12 protein-coding genes are annotated in these 16,089 nt (G+C 70.5%); 7 read left to right on the plus strand and 5 right to left on the minus strand.

Annotated elements, in window-relative coordinates:
• From ABZ249_RS17770 to ABZ249_RS17790, 5 genes are read left to right on the plus strand one after another with little or no spacing between them, the layout of a single operon-like run.
• Positions 1–1,488: an SCO6880 family protein gene (locus ABZ249_RS17770; protein ID WP_355263773.1), complete on the plus strand. Its 1,488-nt coding sequence runs from the start codon at positions 1–3 to the stop codon at positions 1,486–1,488.
• Positions 1,485–3,074 (plus strand): ATP/GTP-binding protein, encoded by a 1,590-nt coding sequence (locus tag ABZ249_RS17775; RefSeq protein ID WP_355263776.1) that lies wholly within the window; start codon positions 1,485–1,487, stop codon positions 3,072–3,074. Before ABZ249_RS17770 ends, ABZ249_RS17775 begins: the two co-directional genes overlap by 4 nt.
• The gene (locus ABZ249_RS17780; protein WP_355263779.1) at positions 3,071–4,753 is read left to right on the plus strand and encodes a TraM recognition domain-containing protein; all 1,683 of its coding nucleotides are present in this window, start codon (positions 3,071–3,073) and stop codon (positions 4,751–4,753) included. Before ABZ249_RS17775 ends, ABZ249_RS17780 begins: the two co-directional genes overlap by 4 nt.
• 39 nt (positions 4,754–4,792) lie before the next feature.
• A complete protein-coding gene (locus ABZ249_RS17785) occupies positions 4,793–6,133 on the plus strand; it encodes a hypothetical protein (protein ID WP_355263782.1) in 1,341 nt (446 codons plus the stop codon).
• A gap of 37 nt (positions 6,134–6,170) precedes the next feature.
• On the plus strand, positions 6,171–6,581 hold the full coding sequence (locus tag ABZ249_RS17790; RefSeq protein WP_355263785.1) for a DUF4913 domain-containing protein: 411 nt from the start codon (positions 6,171–6,173) through the stop codon (positions 6,579–6,581).
• A gap of 83 nt (positions 6,582–6,664) precedes the next feature.
• Here the strand turns inward: ABZ249_RS17790 and ABZ249_RS17795 are convergent, their stop codons facing one another.
• From ABZ249_RS17795 to ABZ249_RS17805, 3 genes are all read right to left on the minus strand, one after another.
• The gene (locus ABZ249_RS17795; protein ID WP_355263788.1) at positions 6,665–8,032 is read right to left on the minus strand and encodes a hypothetical protein; all 1,368 of its coding nucleotides are present in this window, start codon (positions 8,030–8,032) and stop codon (positions 6,665–6,667) included.
• Between the two features lie 113 nt (positions 8,033–8,145).
• Positions 8,146–9,135: a MinD/ParA family protein gene (locus tag ABZ249_RS17800; RefSeq protein ID WP_355263791.1), complete on the minus strand. Its 990-nt coding sequence runs from the start codon at positions 9,133–9,135 to the stop codon at positions 8,146–8,148.
• A gap of 1,729 nt (positions 9,136–10,864) precedes the next feature.
• Positions 10,865–11,419, minus strand: a complete 555-nt coding sequence (locus ABZ249_RS17805) for a hypothetical protein (protein ID WP_355263794.1) — start codon at positions 11,417–11,419, stop codon at positions 10,865–10,867.
• 107 nt (positions 11,420–11,526) lie between these two features.
• On the opposite strand from ABZ249_RS17805, the gene ABZ249_RS17810 reads away from it, so the two are divergent.
• Positions 11,527–13,887: a hypothetical protein gene (locus tag ABZ249_RS17810; RefSeq protein WP_355263797.1), complete on the plus strand. Its 2,361-nt coding sequence runs from the start codon at positions 11,527–11,529 to the stop codon at positions 13,885–13,887.
• A gap of 46 nt (positions 13,888–13,933) precedes the next feature.
• Here the strand turns inward: ABZ249_RS17810 and ABZ249_RS17815 are convergent, their stop codons facing one another.
• Positions 13,934–14,209: a hypothetical protein gene (locus ABZ249_RS17815; RefSeq protein WP_355263800.1), complete on the minus strand. Its 276-nt coding sequence runs from the start codon at positions 14,207–14,209 to the stop codon at positions 13,934–13,936.
• Positions 14,210–14,494: 285 nt separating this feature from the next.
• Here ABZ249_RS17815 and ABZ249_RS17820 point away from each other — a divergent pair, with 285 nt between their 5' ends.
• A complete protein-coding gene (locus ABZ249_RS17820) occupies positions 14,495–14,617 on the plus strand; it encodes a CGNR zinc finger domain-containing protein (RefSeq protein WP_355264098.1) in 123 nt (40 codons plus the stop codon).
• Between the two features lie 312 nt (positions 14,618–14,929).
• Here ABZ249_RS17820 and ABZ249_RS17825 read toward each other — a convergent pair whose 3' ends face one another.
• Positions 14,930–15,991, minus strand: coding sequence for a hypothetical protein (locus ABZ249_RS17825; protein ID WP_355263803.1), 1,062 nt, complete (start codon positions 15,989–15,991; stop codon positions 14,930–14,932).
• Between the last annotated feature and the right edge of the window lie 98 nt (positions 15,992–16,089).

The raw sequence follows: 16,089 nt of genomic DNA on the forward strand, positions 1-16,089 counted from the left end.
ATGACCCGTACCGTGCGCACGTACGGGAACTGGCGGGTCCCCGCGTCGGCGGGCCTCATGGGGCTGGGAACGCTCGGCACGGTCTTCCTCCTCGGGAGCCTGGTGATCATCGTCTTCGTGGTGATGGTCGCCGGGCTCCTCCGGGGCGCCATCGCCGGCGCGGTCCTGGGCATCGTCCTCCTCGCCGTGCTCACCAAGGACAAGCACGGCAAAAGCACCATGTCGAAGATGGGAGTACGGATGCTCTGGTGGAAGGCGCGCTCCCTTGGCGCCCACCTCTACCGTTCCGGTCCGCTGGGCCGTGTGCCCTGGGGCCGCTACCAGCTTCCGGGAATCGCCGCCCCACTGCGGCTGAGCGAGCACCAGGACTCCTACGGCCGCCCGTTCGCCCTGCTGCACCTGCCCTCCAACGGCAACCACTTCTCCGTCGTCGTCGCGACCGAGCCGGACGGCGCCGCCCTGGTGGACGTCGAGCAGGTCGACTCCTGGGTGGCGGAGTGGGGCCACTGGCTGGCCAACCTGGGGGACGAGCCGGACCTGGTCGCCGCCTCGGTGACCGTCGAGACCTCCCCGGACACCGGGACCCGGCTGCACCGCGAGGTCGTCGGGCAGATCGACGAGCAGTCCCCCCTGTTCGCCCGGCAGGTCCTCCTGGAGACCGTGGACGCCTACCCGCACGGCTCCTCCCTGGTCCGGGCGTACGTGGCACTGACCTTCTCACCCGGACGCGACAAGAAGATCACCCCCGAGGAGATGGGCCGGGACCTCGCCGCCCGGCTCCCCGGCCTCACCCAGGCCCTGACCTCGACGGGGGCCGGCGCCGCCCGGCCGCTGCCCGCACAGGAACTGTGCGAGGTGATCCGCGTCGCCTACGACCCGGCCGCCGCCGTCCTCATCGACGAGGCGCACTCGGCGGGCGAGGTGCCCGAGATCGAGTGGACGGACGTGGGTCCCACCGCCCACCAGGCCGGCTGGGACAAGATCAGGCACGACAGCGCGCTGTCCATCTCATGGACCATGACCGCCGCACCGCGGGGCAACGTGCAGTCGAGCATCCTGACCCGGCTGCTCGCCCCACACCCCGACATCGCGCGCAAGCGCGTCACCCTGCTGTACCGGCCGCTGGACCCGGCGAAGGCGGCAGGTGTGGTGGAGGCGGACCTGCGGGCCGCCGAGTTCCGGGCCACATCGAGTGCCAAGCCGACGGCGCGCGACATGCTCGCGACCCGCTCGGCCCGGGCGACGGCAGCGGAGGAGGCCGCGGGGGCGGGCCTGGTGAACTTCGGGATGGTCGTCACCGCCACCGTCGAGGACCTGGACAAGGAGGCGGACGCCCGGGCCGCGATCGCCAACCTGTCGGCGGCGTCGCGGCTGCGGCTGCGTCCCGCCTACGGAGCGCAGGACTCCACCTTCGCCGCAGGCCTTCCCCTGGGCATCGTCCTGCCCATGCACCTGAGGATTCCCGTGGAGATCAGGGAGCAGATGTGAGCCGGAAACGACGCAAGGGGGGCACGGACCGCTTCCGCAGCCGCCCTGAGGCCGTCGAAGCGCCCAAGGTACAGCCCAAGCGACCCGGACCGCGCGGCTGGACCTCCTACGGCGCGGGCGAGTCCACCATCGTGGAGATGGCCCCGGAGTGGCGCGGGACGACCGTGCAGGTGTGCGGGCTGTGGCCGTTCGCGGTCGGCAGCGGCACACCGATGGTCGGTGTGCCGATCGGGCGCAACATCATGACGGGGGCGACGCTGTGCTGCGACCCCATCTCGTGGTTCCAGCGGGCCAACCTGATCTCGAACCCGTCGATGTTCGTGCTGGGCAAGCCCGGTCTGGGCAAGTCGACCATCACCCGGCGCATGGCGACCGGCCTGTCCGGCTACGGCGTGCAGCCGTTCATCCTGGGCGACCTCAAGCCCGACTACGTCGACCTGGTGGAGGCCCTGGGCGGCCAGGTCATCAGCCTGGGCCGCGGACAGGGCCACCTCAACGTGCTCGACCCGGGCCAGGCGAGCGAGGAGCTCCACCGGCTGCCCGCCGATGCCCGGACCAAGCTCATGGCGGACGTGCACGGCCGTCGGCTGACGATGGTCACCGCCCTGCTCACCATCATGCGGTCGGCCCCCGTGAGCGACCGCGAGGAGACGATCCTCGACCGCGCGCTGAAGGTGCTGGACGAGCGCCACCAGGGCACCCCGGTGCTGAACGACCTCCTCAAATGCATCCAGGACGCGCCCGACGCCGTCCGACAGGTCGCCCTGGACCGCGGGAGCCTGACCCGTTACCAGGAGGTCACCGACCACCTGGAGGCATCGCTGATCGGGCTGGTGGGCGGCGGGCGGCTGGGAGAGACCTTCTCCCGGCCGACCACCACCCCGATGAAGCGCGACCGGCCCGTCGTCTTCGACGTGTCCGGCATCGACGACACCGAGATGGACCTGCAGGCGGCCGTGCTACTGGCCTGCTGGTCCACCGGGTTCGCGACCATCAACCTCTCCCACGCCCTGGCGGACGCGGGCCTGGAACCGCGGCGGCACTACTTCGTCATCCTGGACGAGCTCTGGCGGGCCCTGCGCGCCGGCCACGGGATGGTCGACCGGGTCGACGCCCTGACCCGCCTCAACCGCCAGCGGGGTGTGGGCATGGCGATGATCTCGCACACCATGAGCGACCTCATGTCACTGCCGAGCGAAGAGGACCGCAACAAGGCCAAGGGGTTCGTGGAGCGCTCGGGCATGGTGGTGTGCGGCGGCCTGCCCCGCGCCGAGATGCCGATGCTGTCCTCCGTCGTCCCCTTCTCCCTGGCGGAGCAGGAGATGCTCGGCTCCTGGCAGGACCCCCCGGCCTGGGACTCCCACGCGGGAGCCGAGAGCGCGCCCCCCGGACGCGGCAAGTTCCTCGTCAAGGTCGGCGGCCGTCCCGGTATCCCCGTGCAGGTGCAGCTGACCGAGGCGGAGAAGTCCATCAACGACACCAACAAGCTCTGGCACACCGTCTCCCGGACCGGCGCGGTCACGGAGGACGGGGAGGCCGGTGAGCGCTCCGGGGCCGAGGACCCGGTCGAGGAGAGCACAGGATGAGCAGAGCCCGTAAGACCCCGACCGGGATGAACACCGAAGCGGTGCTCATCTGGGTCCTCATCGCCACCGTGGTGCTGGTGCTGGGCACCGTCTGGGTGGCGGTGCGCGTCGGCGGAGGCGAGGCCCCCGCCAATCCGTTCGACGTCCTGTTCGGCGTACTGGGCGGCAGGATCGCCTGGGGGATGCCCCAGACGGTGGTCCTGGGCGGGCAGTGGATCCTGATCGTCCTGGTCTTCACCCTCGTCCTGCTCATGCGCCGCGGCTCGCGGGCGCGGGTGGACTCCTCCGCCGCCCACATGGGCCGCGGGGACGACCTGGAGCGATTGTCGGAGAAGGGCGCCCGCGCCAAGGCCGAGCGGCTCGGCGTGCGGGGCTCCCCCGGGGTGCCCATCGGGCGCTCCGTACGGGACGGCCGCATGCTGTACGGCTCCTGGGAGGACATGCACGTCGACATCTGGGGCCCCCGCACGGGCAAGACGACCTCGCGGGCGATCCCGGCCATCCTGGAGGCGCCCGGCGCCGTCCTCGTCACCAGCAACAAGCGGGACGTGGTCGACGCCACCCGCGGAGTGCGCCAGGGCTCGGGCCCCGTGTGGGTCTTCGACCCCCAGGGCATCGCCCTGGAGAGGCCCGAGTGGTGGTGGAACCCCCTGTCCTACGTCACCGACGAGGTGAAGGCCGCCCGGCTCGCGGGCCACTTCGTGGCGGGGTCACGGGACGCCGACGCCAAGACCGACGCCTTCTTCGACGGGGCGGCCCAGGACCTGCTCGCGGGTCTGCTGCTCGCCGCAGCCCTGGACGGCCGGTCGATCCTCCAGGTGTACACGTGGCTCACCCGCCCGCACGACGACGAGGCCGTGGGCATCCTCTCGGCTCACGGGTACAACCTGGTGGCGGACAACGTCTCCGGAGTGGTCAACTCCCCCGAGAAGCAGCGCGGGGGCGTGTACGGGACCGCCATGCAGATGGTCTCGTGCCTGACGAGCCGACAGATCGCACCGTGGATCTCCGCGCAGGAGGGCGAGGGCGGAGAGACCCGGCCGCCCTTCGACCCGCACGAGTTCGTGGCCGGGGGCGGCACGCTGTACTCCCTGTCCAAGGAGGGCAAGGGGAGTGCGGGGCCGCTGGTGACGGCCCTGACGGTCGCGGTGGTGGAGGCGGCGGAGGAACTGGCCACCACCCAGCGGGGCGGACGCCTGAGCACACCCCTGCTGGGGGTGCTCGACGAGGCGGCGAACGTGTGCCGCTGGAACGACCTCCCGTCCCTGTACTCCCACTACGGCTCCCGCGGGATCATCCTGATGACGATCCTCCAGTCCTGGTCCCAGGGCGTGGACGTGTGGGGGCAGAGCGGCATGCGCAAGCTCTGGTCGGCCTCCAACATCAAGATGTACGGCGGCGGTGTCTCCGAGGTGGAGTTCCTCAACGAGCTCTCCCAGCTCATCGGCGACCACGAGGTCGACAGGGCCTCGGTCTCCGGTGGCAGGCAGGGGCGGTCCGTCTCCTGGCAGGTGGACAGGCAGCGGACCATGGAGGTCTCCGACCTCGGCTCGATGCCGCCGGGCAGGGCCGTGGTGATCGCCTCCGGCACCCCGCCGACGCTGGTGGAGACGGTGCCGTGGATGTCCGGCAAGCACAAGGAGAAAGTGCTCTCCTCCCTGAAGACCTACGAGCCCTGATCTCCCCCATCCCGACCTTCAGAAGAACGAGGACCGGTCATGCCCGAAGAACGCTCACACCCCTCCCTCTGGAAACACGGGGCCGCTCTGGCCGCCGTGATCATGTTCGCCACCGGCTGCGGCGGTGGCGGCGAGGGCGGGGACGGCGGAGGCGGTGAGGCCCCCGGGGAGGCCGCGGCCCAGGAGCCCCTCGCCGGAGAGGGCTTCCTCGCCATGGACTGCGCAGACGGGGCAATCAACGCCTACCGCTTCTCCGATCAGGACGGAAGCCTCCTGGCACAGCACTCCTACAACCCCCTCGGTGCCACCGCCGCCGCAGAGCCCCGGCAGGGCAGCGGGCGGACGCCCGAAGGTGAGTTCACCACCGCCCTCCCCGACTGCGACATCAACTACGAGGACGGCCAGGACGGGTCCGATTCGTGGTGGCCGCTGAGCCGCAATCAGGCTCACGAGCTGGCCGGGCTGTTCATCCCCGAGACCTCACAGTTGCTCGTCACCCTCGACGAGCAGGTCGACAGCGCCCTGATCACCACCATCGGCGCCATGTCCTCCGACGGCACGGTGGAAGCCCTCCTGCCAGGCAACGAGGGTTCCGGATTCAGCGACACCGTCGGCCAGTTCTCCCCCCGTTACAACCACAACGACGGTCGCGTCTACTACCTGGAAAAGGTCCCCGACGGTGAAGAGGGCACCGTGAAAAGCGTCGACCCCGCGAGCGGAGACGTCCAGGAGGTCGGCTCCTGCACCGATTGCGACCGCATCATCCTCGACCCCTACAGCGGCCACATCTACGCGACGAACTTCCTTCCGGTCGATTCGCCGGAGTACGAGGGTTCCTGGGAGCGAAGCGTCACAGGGGGCCGGGAGTACGTCAGGCATTTCTCCAACCGTGAAGGCACTCTCGTCGGGCACCTCTACGTGGAGACTTCCACGGGCTTCCTGTGGACCCGGGCAAGGGATTCCGCGACCGAGGCCCCGGTGTCCACTGAGCTGCCGGCGGCCACCTTCGATCCGCCGGAGGGTTGGGTGAAAACCCTTGAAGACTACGAGGACTCCGAATCGGCCCTGAACGGGCAGCGGCCCGTCTTCATGGTCGGCGAGCACGAACTGCTGGTGGAAGGCGACAACCTCACCATCGTGGGCTTCGATCCCCAGACCCTTGAGCTGAAGCCGGAACCGGTCCGCCACCTCATCCAGGGCGGCGACCGGACCAACACCACCCCGGTCCTCTCCTCCGACGGTACGCAAATCCTGTTCCGCTCCACCGCCCCGGACGGCTCCAGCGGCTGGTACTCCGTGCCCGTCGACGGCAGTGCCGAGCCCACCGAGATCGGTGCCGTCGCCCCCGAGCACAGCGAGACCTTCCCGATCCACTGGTGAAGGCGACCGGCCCCGGAACAAGGAAAGGATCGGAGGCATGGCCGGCAATGAGGACTGGCTGAACGAATTGAACGAATACGCCAACAGCGGTGGCGAAGCCGACGACGCCGAAGGCCTCCACTACAGGAACGCGGTCGACTTCTTCGAGAACTACTTCCGCCACGTCTACAAACGGCGGGTGGGGGTCCGCAACCAGTACCGCTGGTCCGCGCGCTGGTGGGAGAACGCCGAGGCGCTCATCCGCGTCGACGCCGTCTGGCGGTCGTGGGAGAGCCTGCGCAACGACCCCTCCACCGGTATCAGCACCTGGCTGCGCGACCACGCGGACTACCACATGGGCATCCTGCTCTCCCCGGACGGCCCCATGGCCACGGCAGAGGACGGCAACGGACACGGCGAGCCCCTGCCCCATGACCCACCGCCGCCGGGGTACTTCCCCGAATACTGACGCACACGGGCCCACGTCTGAGGCCGCATGAGCGGAACGCCCGGTCGGGGACTCCGACCGGGCGTTCCGCTCATGCGGGGGCGTCAGCGACCGCCCATGCCGTTGTCCTTCCCGGGACCGCGGTCCAGATGGCTTCCGGCCCCGCCCCGGGCCGGGGCGGGGTCCTGAGGTCCGGCGGCCGCCCCCGGTCGCGTCGCCCCCGTGGTCCGGGTGAGCAGATGGCGGCTGTCCGTCCCCGGTGCCGTCGGCGCCGGTCGCCCGTGGCCCGTTTCCGCGGCGGTGGAGGACTCGTCCACCCGGCCTTCTCCACCGGTGACCGCCTCGGAGGCGGCCTGGGGGCGGTCCTCCGCCGGAGCGGTCCCGTTCACCTCGGGTGCGGAAGCCTCCGTTCCGGTGTGTTCCGCCGTCTCCCGGTGGCCGAACTCCTGGTCCGTTTCGGAGATCGCCGGCGCCCCGTCCGCGGGCCCCTCGGCCCCCCTGTCCCCCTCGGTCTCCGCGCCGGGGCGGTCCGCCGCCTCCTCCCGGGCGTTCTCAGCGGGTTCGCGATCCTCTCCGGCCTCGGTCTCGGGACTCTCCTCCGCCCGCTCCTCCTCAGCCCCCGGCTCGGACCGCTCGGCGGTCCCGTCCCGCTCTGGCCCGGTCTCTGCCTCCGCTTCGGGACGCCCGACGGCCTCCTGCTCGGCCTCCTGGTCCTGTCCGGCCTCCGCTTCGGGACGTTCGGCGGCCTCCTCCCGCTCCTCCTCAACGTCCCGACCGGACTCGGTCTCCGCCTCGGGGGCCTCGGCGGCGGCCTCGCGGTCGGACTCCTCCTCCGCCTCGCGGTGGGGGGTAACGCCCTCCTGCTCGGCCGCGGTTCCGTTCTGCTGCCGCTCCTCCGGGCTCAGCGGGGGAAGCCCCAACCGCTCACGGAGGTAGTCGATCTCGCGCGACATGCGCTCGAGTTCGCGCCGCAGCTCCTCCAGGCCGCGCTGCTCCTCGAAGGTGCGCGGAACCAGTTCGGCGAACCCCTGGGCCATGCCCTGGTTCCCCACCGCCTGGTGCGGGGACTGCGGGCCGAAGACCTGCACGGTCTCGTCCAGGTTCACACCGGTGAGCCGCCGGTATCCCCGGTTCAGCAGCCAACCGGCCAGCCGCGCCCGCAGGCTGTTGCCCCGTTGGCGCCGGACCGCCGCCGACGCGTCCGCGATCTTGGCGGGGGTGGCGTCGCGCCACCAGGATGCCCGACCGACCCCGGCGAACTTCCCGCGGTCCTCGCGCCACTGGGCACGCCGCTCCCTGCGGGTCTGGGGGCGCACCCGGGTGGGGGCCTCGTTCACCCGTGGAAGATCACGGAACCTGTCCATGACATGGCGGTTCGCCGCCCGGCCGAAGGTCTGGGCGATACGCATCTGGAGGTGGACGGCCTGGAGGAGGGCCTCCTGGGCTCCGTCCGATCTCTGGTCTATCTCCACCCTGGACCTCTACTCTTCCTCGTGGCGGATTGGCGGGGGCGGGGCATCCCCTGGGACGCCCCGGTCACCGGGAGCGCTCCGCGGCCTCGAACGGGGTTCGCCCGGGCGGCGGTTCACACACCCGACCTCTGCATGTTCGCGAGCCCCTCCACGCTCAGCAGCGCCAGATGGGAACACGCGTTGCGCGTGGACTCGTGCAGTTCCTGGAACCGGATGACCCTCCCCCACGCGAGGTGTTCGTCGAAGGGGATCCGGACGGCGGCCCTCACCGCCCCGCTGAAACGGGCTTCGAGGGTGTCGATGTCAGGGGACGACGCGGATCTCCGGTCGACCTTGGAAATGACGACGATGGCTCCGGAGACGAGATCCGCGTAGCCGTTCCTGCCCAGCCAGTCGAAGGTCGCCTCCGCGGCCCGGACCGCGTCGGAGGCGGGTTCGAGAACGACCACGACCTGGTCCGCGAGATCCAGCACCCGCTGCATCCCCGGGTTGCCCATACCGGTGCCGCAGTCGTTGAGGACGATGTCGTAGTACCGCTCCAGGACATCGGCGACCACACCGTAGCCGTTCCGTCCCTCGACCTCCCGGAAACCGAAGACCTGGTCGCCGACCAGGGCGTGCATCCTCTCCTCGTTCGCGGAGACGTAACCCCGCAGCTCGGTGAAACCCCTGATGGATGCGGCGTCCCGGAAGAGGTCGCGGACGGTGAGTCCGGTCTGCAGGGGTACCCGGTCACGCAGGGTCCCCATGTCCCGGTTGACGTCGACCGCCACCACCCTGCTCTCCCGCTGGGACGCCATGAGGGATCCGAGGAGGACGCTGGTGGTGGTCTTGCCCACACCGCCCTTCAGGCTCAGGACGGCGATACGGCGGTGTCCCGCGATGGGCACCTGCATACGGGCGTGGAAGTTCTCCGGAGGGGCGGACCACTCCGGCACACGGGGACCCAGGAGCCCGCCGAGGCCGAACCTGCGGCGCCGCGAGGGCGGTGCGGAGATGGGCGGGCCGACCGCCTCCTGAGCGGGGATGGGATGCACGGGCGGCACCGTCCCCGGGTGGGCGCCGCGTTCGCTGTTGATCTCCTGGATGACCGTGTTCCACAACTCGGCCGCTTCCGAGGGACCCGTGAGTGCGGCGGGGGCGCCGCCCTGGCCGGGCCCGCCCCCGAGGTCCGCCGGGAGGGGTTCCGCCTCGGGGCCCGGACCGGGCCGGGGGGCGGGCGGAACGGGGACACCCGGAGGCGGACCCGCGGGAACACCGTGGGAAGGGGTGCCGTGCCCATACCCCGGCGCAGGCTGCGGAGCGGGGGCAGGAGGTGTCGGCTGCCCCGCGGGGACACCGTGGAGAGGGGTCGTCCGGGGGCCTCCCTGGGCGGGCCGGGGGGCGTGGGGGCCCGGCGGGGGCCCCGACACCGGAGGCGTGGAATCGGGTGCGGGCTCCCCCGTGGGACCGCTGTGGGAAGGAACGCCGTGCGCGTATCCCGACGAGGGCTGCGGAGCGGGTACGGAAGGCGCGGGCGGCATCGCCCCGGCCCCTTCCCGGGGGGCGGGCTCCGGAGAAAACCGCCCGGACGGCGCGAAGGCCGCCGGAGTCGGCGCGGACGGTCCGTGGGGCTCCGGGCCCGGGGCATCGTCGCTTCCGGCCGTCACCGGCCCCGGCCCGGGGAACCGGGAACCCGGCGCGGAGAGGGGCGCAGGGGCGGAGGCGTCCGCCGAAGAGCGCACGGCCCCGCCCTGCGGGACGACCGGAGGGGGTTCCGGGGCCGGGTTCCGGTTCTGCTCGGCGGACAGGACCCGGTCACGTTCCTCCAGGCTCTGTACGACCATCTCGAAAAGCGAAGGGGTGGCGGGGCGCGGCCGGACCGGCTCCGCCTCGGTGTTCTCGTCCACGCGCACCTCGGGCGCGGGGGGCCGCTCTCCGGGGACCGCTGTGGCATGGGGGACCCCGCCCGAGACGAACGCGTCGGCCGCCGAGGGGCCGCTCGGCGCGGGGGTCTCGTCAGGGGTCCGCGGCGCGGTACCGCCCTTGGCCTTCGACCCCCGGCCCGCCTGCTTCTTCCTCCCCTTGCGCTTGCCGGGGTCGGCGGTCGTGTCGCTCTCGACGACTCCGTCCGGGTAGATGACGAGAGGCCATTCCTCTCCGCCTTCGACGGTGAGTGCGCGGACCGGGCGGCCGAGTCGTTTCGCGGTGAGCGAGATCAGCCGGACGACCTCGGCACGCGTCGCGTTGAGGTCGGTACCGGTCACCGAGCTGACGATTCCGCTCACGGTGACCTTGGCCGTCACCTCGTCGAGGATCTCCGCGGAGATCTTCGGAAACGAGGGGACCGTACTGTGGTCTCTGCGCATGTCCTCTTTTCCTTGGTGTCGACGACCCCGTTCACCTGTTGAAAAAGGTCAATTCGGACAGGTGTTGCCACCGGAGGTACAGTACTCCATCCCTGAGACAGGGATTGTGAGTGTTCTTCCTGTGTGATTCACACGGGGGCGTTCCGGTTCGTTTCCATTTCCGGATCAGAACGGCACGCCATCACTGCAGGTGGCAGCCCCGGAGTTCAAAAAATCGGAGGGAACGGCGCCTCGGAGAGGACTCCGGTGGGATGCGGCGCGCGAAGGACGCCTCGCCGTCGGCCGTGCGGGGAGCCGGAGGCGTTCCGGTCCGTGGGGCGGAGCCGGGCGTCCGCCGCCGGAGGCCTCGGACCCGTGTCGGCGCGGTCCCGGCATCCATCTGTCCGTGGAACCGCGCCGCCCCGGCCGGACCGGACGCCCTGGAGGGCGCGGGGCTCCGTGCCGCGGCTCGGACCGCGCCTGCGGCGTGTTCCCCGGGAAGGGGTCAGTGCACCGGACCGGCGTCGGGGAGATAGCGCTGCATCAGGTTCAGGAGGTCCTGGATCTCGTACTCGATCCGGTCGCGGACGAACCGGTCGGGGTTCCTCTCGTAGGACGCCCTGCCGATCTCCGAAACGATCAGCTCCGGGGGGACCCGGTCCTCGGACGGCGGGATGAACTTCGGGACTTCGGCGAGCGCGTAGACCGAACGCCGGAGAAGGGTCGCGACTTTTTCATAATCTCCGGGATTCGCCTGCTCAACGGCGTCACGGGCAAGGGCGAAGTACACGTCCGAGGCGGCGTGGAACTCTCCGGGGTCCATGATCTCGGACGGCTCGTTCCCGCCCAGGGGGCCGGGCGGGAGGGGTTCGCGCGGCATCAGGAACTCCAACTGATCCCGGGCACCGCAGGAAGAGCACGAAAGCGAGTAGACGGCCACGGGGCGGTCCTCGAGGGTTCTCAAAGCGTGCCGCACCCCGTCCCACCTGAGATTGCACGTCCGGCAGACCTGAATCTCCAGGTAGAGGTGGGCTTCGGCAATCGAGCGCGCTTCGAGCATGGTCCGGACTATAGCAATGCTCCACGGAGAAGGGCGCACCCGGACTATATGCTCCTATCGTATTCACGATCCTGAATGCCACGCCCCCGGCTTAGGAGACCGCAGACGTGACCGACCTGTTCCCCGACCCCCTCAGCAGCGGACGCAGGGAATCGACCCCCGACCGGGAAAGGGTGTTGCAGGAGGCCACTGCCGCCCTTCCGGTGATCCTCCGCGACTTCCACGGGTGCACACCGGCTCCGGTGCCCCCCGTTGCTCGTAGACCAACGACCGACATCCTTCTCGCGTTCCAGGACAGGAACGGCATCCCCTTCACCCTGCGAACGGAGGCGGTACCGCTTCCTTCCGGAGAGGTGGGACGTGTACACGTCAACTCCTTCTCCCAGAACCATGTGCTACAGATCGCCCAGGACGTGCGGCCGAACGATGTGGGCATGGCACTCGCCTACGAGTCCGGTGAGCTTTTCCAGGTCAGGGAGGACACGGCGGCGGATCTGTCGGCCCGCCGCGATTCCTTCTTCCTCGCCCTCGACCGGTCCCGGGACACCCGGCTGTCACCGGAGGACGCAGGGCGCGTCGGCGAGCTGAACTGGCTCGCCCACATCGCACACCTGCCCGACGCATCCCCCGACCTGCGCCGGGCGGCGCGGGACGGCTTCTCGAACCGGCTCGACGTACTGGCCCTGCGCGAGGACTCCCCCTCGTGGAACGGAGCCCCCTTCCCCGGGTGGGAGCGGATCGCGAACGGCCACGCGCTGTCCTCCCAGGCCCACGCGATGTACCGGGAACTGGGTGTCCCTCTGCGCGGTCTTCCCGAGCGCGACGCCGCGGCCCTGCGGGCCTTCCGGGAGAGCCGGGAGCAGGACACCGGTCGACTGCTCACCCCCTCCACGTCGTCAGCGGCCCTCCTCGACCCCACCGGTTCGCGGCCGGACAAACGGGACCTGGCGGAAATGGCCCGGCGATCGGGTGAGGTGCGCGCCCGGAAGAGCGACCAGACCGTGGAGGCCCTGCGCAGGAACGCCGAGGCCCTGCCGGAGGGCTCGTACCCGAAGGTGTCGCTCATGATCGGCGGCGGTGCCGCACTGGCCGGCCGTTCCCCGGACCAACTGGTCGTCGACGGGAAGGGACGCTGGCACGTGGACCCCATCAGGGGCATCGTCCAGTCCGCAGAGCAGGTGAGGCACCTGCCCAAGAGCGGTTTGGGCGATCCGGCGGCATTCGTCGGCCCGAACGACCGCGTTCCGCTGGACGCGATCCGGCTCTGGGAGAACGAGGCGGCGGTGAAGGGACCGGTCGTCGACGGACACGCCGCGCTCTCCGTGGACGACCAGGGAAGACTCCTCGCCACCATCACCCCGGCAGGCGACCGGGGCGACCCCGTCACCGTCGAGGTCAAGGGAACACCCGTGGTGGCGACCGGGGTGCCCCCTGAGATCATCCCCGGCGCTTCGCGCAGCATCCCGACCCTCCCCGAAGCCACACAGGTGTTGGCGGACGAGATCCGCAGGAGCGGAATCCCGGAGTCCTTGACCGCGGCGGAACGCCTCAAGAAACTCCCCGACACCCCGGGCAGCGCCCAGGAGGCCCTCGAAACGGCGGAACGGTTCGGAGTGGGGTCTCACTCCAGCAAGGACATGTCAGAGGCCATGAAGACCTTGAAAGCCGTGGACACCTGGGACCGCGCCTCCCAGGACGCCCCGGGACGCCTCCTCATCGGTGACGATGTGGGAGATGGCCGATATGACCCGAACATCACCGATGAGTGGCTAATCGCTGGGGCGGGAGGAGCAGCGATCGCCAATGCGGAGATCATCCTAGAGGCGAACCCCAACGCTCGGGTCACCATGGTCGGCGGTCAGGCTCCCTGGGTGTTGTCGAACGACGCGCAGTACCTGACGCTACGTCAGAAGCACGACCGGGAACACGGCGGAGACGGCAGACTCTCGGTCCACGACGCTCGGCTTGAAGCGGTGGAAACGTCTCACGCCCCTGATGGTTCTCTACGTTTTCACGCAGCGGGTCACACCGGTGGCGCCTACGTCGCCTGTCTAGGGCGTGTGGCGCGGGCGCCCAAGGTCCTGGACCCGGTACGCGACTGGTGCCGCGAGAACGGCGGTGAAGTCACCGGGCGGCTCATCACGAACAACACTGGCCAATACCTCGGCTACGAACTTAATTACCGGACCGAGGAGCGCGAAATAAAAACCCTGGTCACCGGAGCCGCATCGCGCATGCTCCCTTCTGATATATTCTCGGCAAAACAGGGACAAGAGATCGAACGCATGGGGGCGATAGAGGCCCCATCGGAAAGCGGGAACGTGGCGGCCGGGTTCATGGCGACCGCGATCCAGGGATCCCACCTGAAACAAACCCGACAGAACACCAACAGCCCGCACCAGTCGCCCTCCACCTCACCTCGACGAACGCCAAATAACAGTTCGAAGCCCTCCATCGAGAGAGATTGAGCACTAAGGGCCCGACGCCCAGAAGATGAGCCCGGGCCCGGTAAAGCTATATCTCTCCGCGCTTCCGCTTGACCCTCCATACCGCATCGGAGGACTCAGAGCCGAGCTGATACTGCCCCCCGTACTCACTGACCAGGTTCTTCTCCACCAGAGTGACCAGCGCATCGCGAACCGCGTCGACATCGGTTGTCAGATCCGGATAACCAGCTATATCTCCAGGACCGAAGAAGTTCGTCATCGGCTTATTCTCATACTCCAGGGCGTCCAAGGAGAGCAGAACGTCCTCTTCCACCTTTGTCAAAGACACTTCGGCATCGCTCATGCCCCTATCCTGCACCAGAACCCCGCGGCATGGACAGCCCGGCCACCGGCACAAAACAGGGCCCCCGAGGCGCTACGACCGGTTGCGGCCACCCCGGAGCACCACGAGACCGCAGAACGGCCGAGGCAGGACACAGAAGAGCGGCTGAGCGGCCGCGGCACCGCCCCGAGGGGGCCGAACGAGGATCACCCGGACCCTGCGCGGCGTCCGGACTCTTCCCCTGTTCACCGGCCCCGCTCCGACCGGATCCGCGAGTGCGGCGCCGAGGACTGCCGATGGGTGTTCGTGGACAGCTCCCGGCCCGGGCGGCGCCGCTGGTGCGCCATGGGGCGCTGCGGCAACCGACACAAGATCCGGGAACTGCGCTCCCGGCGCGAGTCCCGCCGACACGAGGAGGAGACGCCATGACCGATCGACCAGTCGGTCTCACCCGGGTCGGCGTCTCCCGCACTCTGCTCACCTTCCACCAAGAGAAGCCGAGCCCCCCGGAGGAGCGCGCCGCCCGGCGCGGGCACTGGTAGGCCGTCACGGCCGCCGTGGAGGCGGCTCTGCTCCCCGCCTGAGGCGTACCCCCTCACCGGCCCTCGTCCACACCCGCGCCGGAAGGCGTGCGCCCGCCGGGCGGTCTCCCGCGGGGCGCACGGCCGGGGCGGCCCGGACCCGACCGTCCCGGCGCGGCGGGAGGCGGCCCGGCGACCGCGGTCGCCGGCCGTGCCCGCCCTAGGAGCGGCGGGCGAGCAGGACGATGCCGCCGATGAGCAGGACGGCCACGGCGGCACCGCCCACGAGGAAGGGAACCGCGCTCCCCCGCCCGCCGGTGTCCTCGGCGGATTCCCCGGCGGACTCCGACGGGGAGGGGAACGCGCTCTCCTCCTCCGCCTCGGCCTGCCCGGACCGGTAGCGCTCCTCCAGCGGGATGCGCCAGACCGGGGCGTTCAGGCCCTCGGTCCCGGCCATGAGCTCCGTACCGTCGGGGGTGAAGGCGATGGACTCGCCCTGGTCGGACTCGGGCAGGTCGAACCCGCCCAGCGACCTGCCCGGCACCCCGTCGGTGGAGTCGTAGACCGTCACACCCCAGTAGGTGCGGATCACGTAGCGGGTGCCGTCCGGGCCGAACGCGGCGTCGGTGGCGAACAGCGGCGCCGAGTCGATCCGCTCCAGGGTGTTGACCCCCTCGGGGTCGATCTCCTCCGGCGCGGCGTACAGCCCGCCCGAGAACTCCTTGGACACCACGTACAGCCGCCCGTCGCGCGGGTCGATCATCATCGACTCGGCGTCGCGGCCCCCGTCCGCGTAGGAGAAGGTCAGCACCGTCGGCTCGACGACGGCGTCCGCCAGCACCTCCGGCTCGGCGAACCGGTACACCCGCACCTCGGTCCAGCCCCCGCCGAAGTTGTCGCCGATGTCGCCGATGTGGACGGCGGGCTCCCCGTCGGGCCCGGGGGCGACGGAGACGGCCTCCCAGTCGCGCCGCTCCAGGGCCAGGGTGAGGGTGGCGAGCGTGTTCCCCTCCTCGTCCACCGCGTACACCTCGCTGAGGTGCTCCCCGCTGTCGTTGTGGGTCCACCACACGCCCTCGTGCCGCAGCGAGGGGGCCAGGCCGCTGGACTCCGAGATCCGCGGGTCCTGGAAGGTGAAGGCGACCTCCGACCCCTCCGGCCCCTCGCCGCCGCGCGGGTAGTCGGGCCCGGTGCCCCCGTCGGGGACCGTCGGCTCCGCCAGGGCGGGCGCCGGGAGGAACACGGACAGCGCGGCCAGGGCGCACACGAGCGGTCGTCTCATGACGGACATCCTGCCAGGGGGCGCGGATTCGGGCGCGCAGCCGGGACGGCTTTTGCGGACCGGGATGAACGGGCACATTCGGCTTACGGAGTGCCGTG

This window comes from Nocardiopsis sp. NPDC006139 (assembly GCF_040614155.1).
GTDB classification, from domain to species: domain Bacteria; phylum Actinomycetota; class Actinomycetes; order Streptosporangiales; family Streptosporangiaceae; genus Nocardiopsis; species Nocardiopsis changdeensis.

Excerpts from the sequence above, each read along its gene's own strand:
- ABZ249_RS17770 (WP_355263773.1), top strand. The coding sequence starts at position 1 with ATGACCCGTACCGTGCGCACGTACGGGAACTGGCGGGTCCCCGCGTCG.
- ABZ249_RS17780 (WP_355263779.1), top strand. The coding sequence starts at position 3,071 with ATGAGCAGAGCCCGTAAGACCCCGACCGGGATGAACACCGAAGCGGTG.
- ABZ249_RS17785 (WP_355263782.1), top strand. The coding sequence starts at position 4,793 with ATGCCCGAAGAACGCTCACACCCCTCCCTCTGGAAACACGGGGCCGCT.
- ABZ249_RS17790 (WP_355263785.1), top strand. The coding sequence starts at position 6,171 with ATGGCCGGCAATGAGGACTGGCTGAACGAATTGAACGAATACGCCAAC.
- ABZ249_RS17805 (WP_355263794.1), bottom strand. The coding sequence starts at position 11,419 with ATGCTCGAAGCGCGCTCGATTGCCGAAGCCCACCTCTACCTGGAGATT.
- ABZ249_RS17815 (WP_355263800.1), bottom strand. The coding sequence starts at position 14,209 with ATGAGCGATGCCGAAGTGTCTTTGACAAAGGTGGAAGAGGACGTTCTG.
- ABZ249_RS17825 (WP_355263803.1), bottom strand. The coding sequence starts at position 15,991 with ATGAGACGACCGCTCGTGTGCGCCCTGGCCGCGCTGTCCGTGTTCCTC.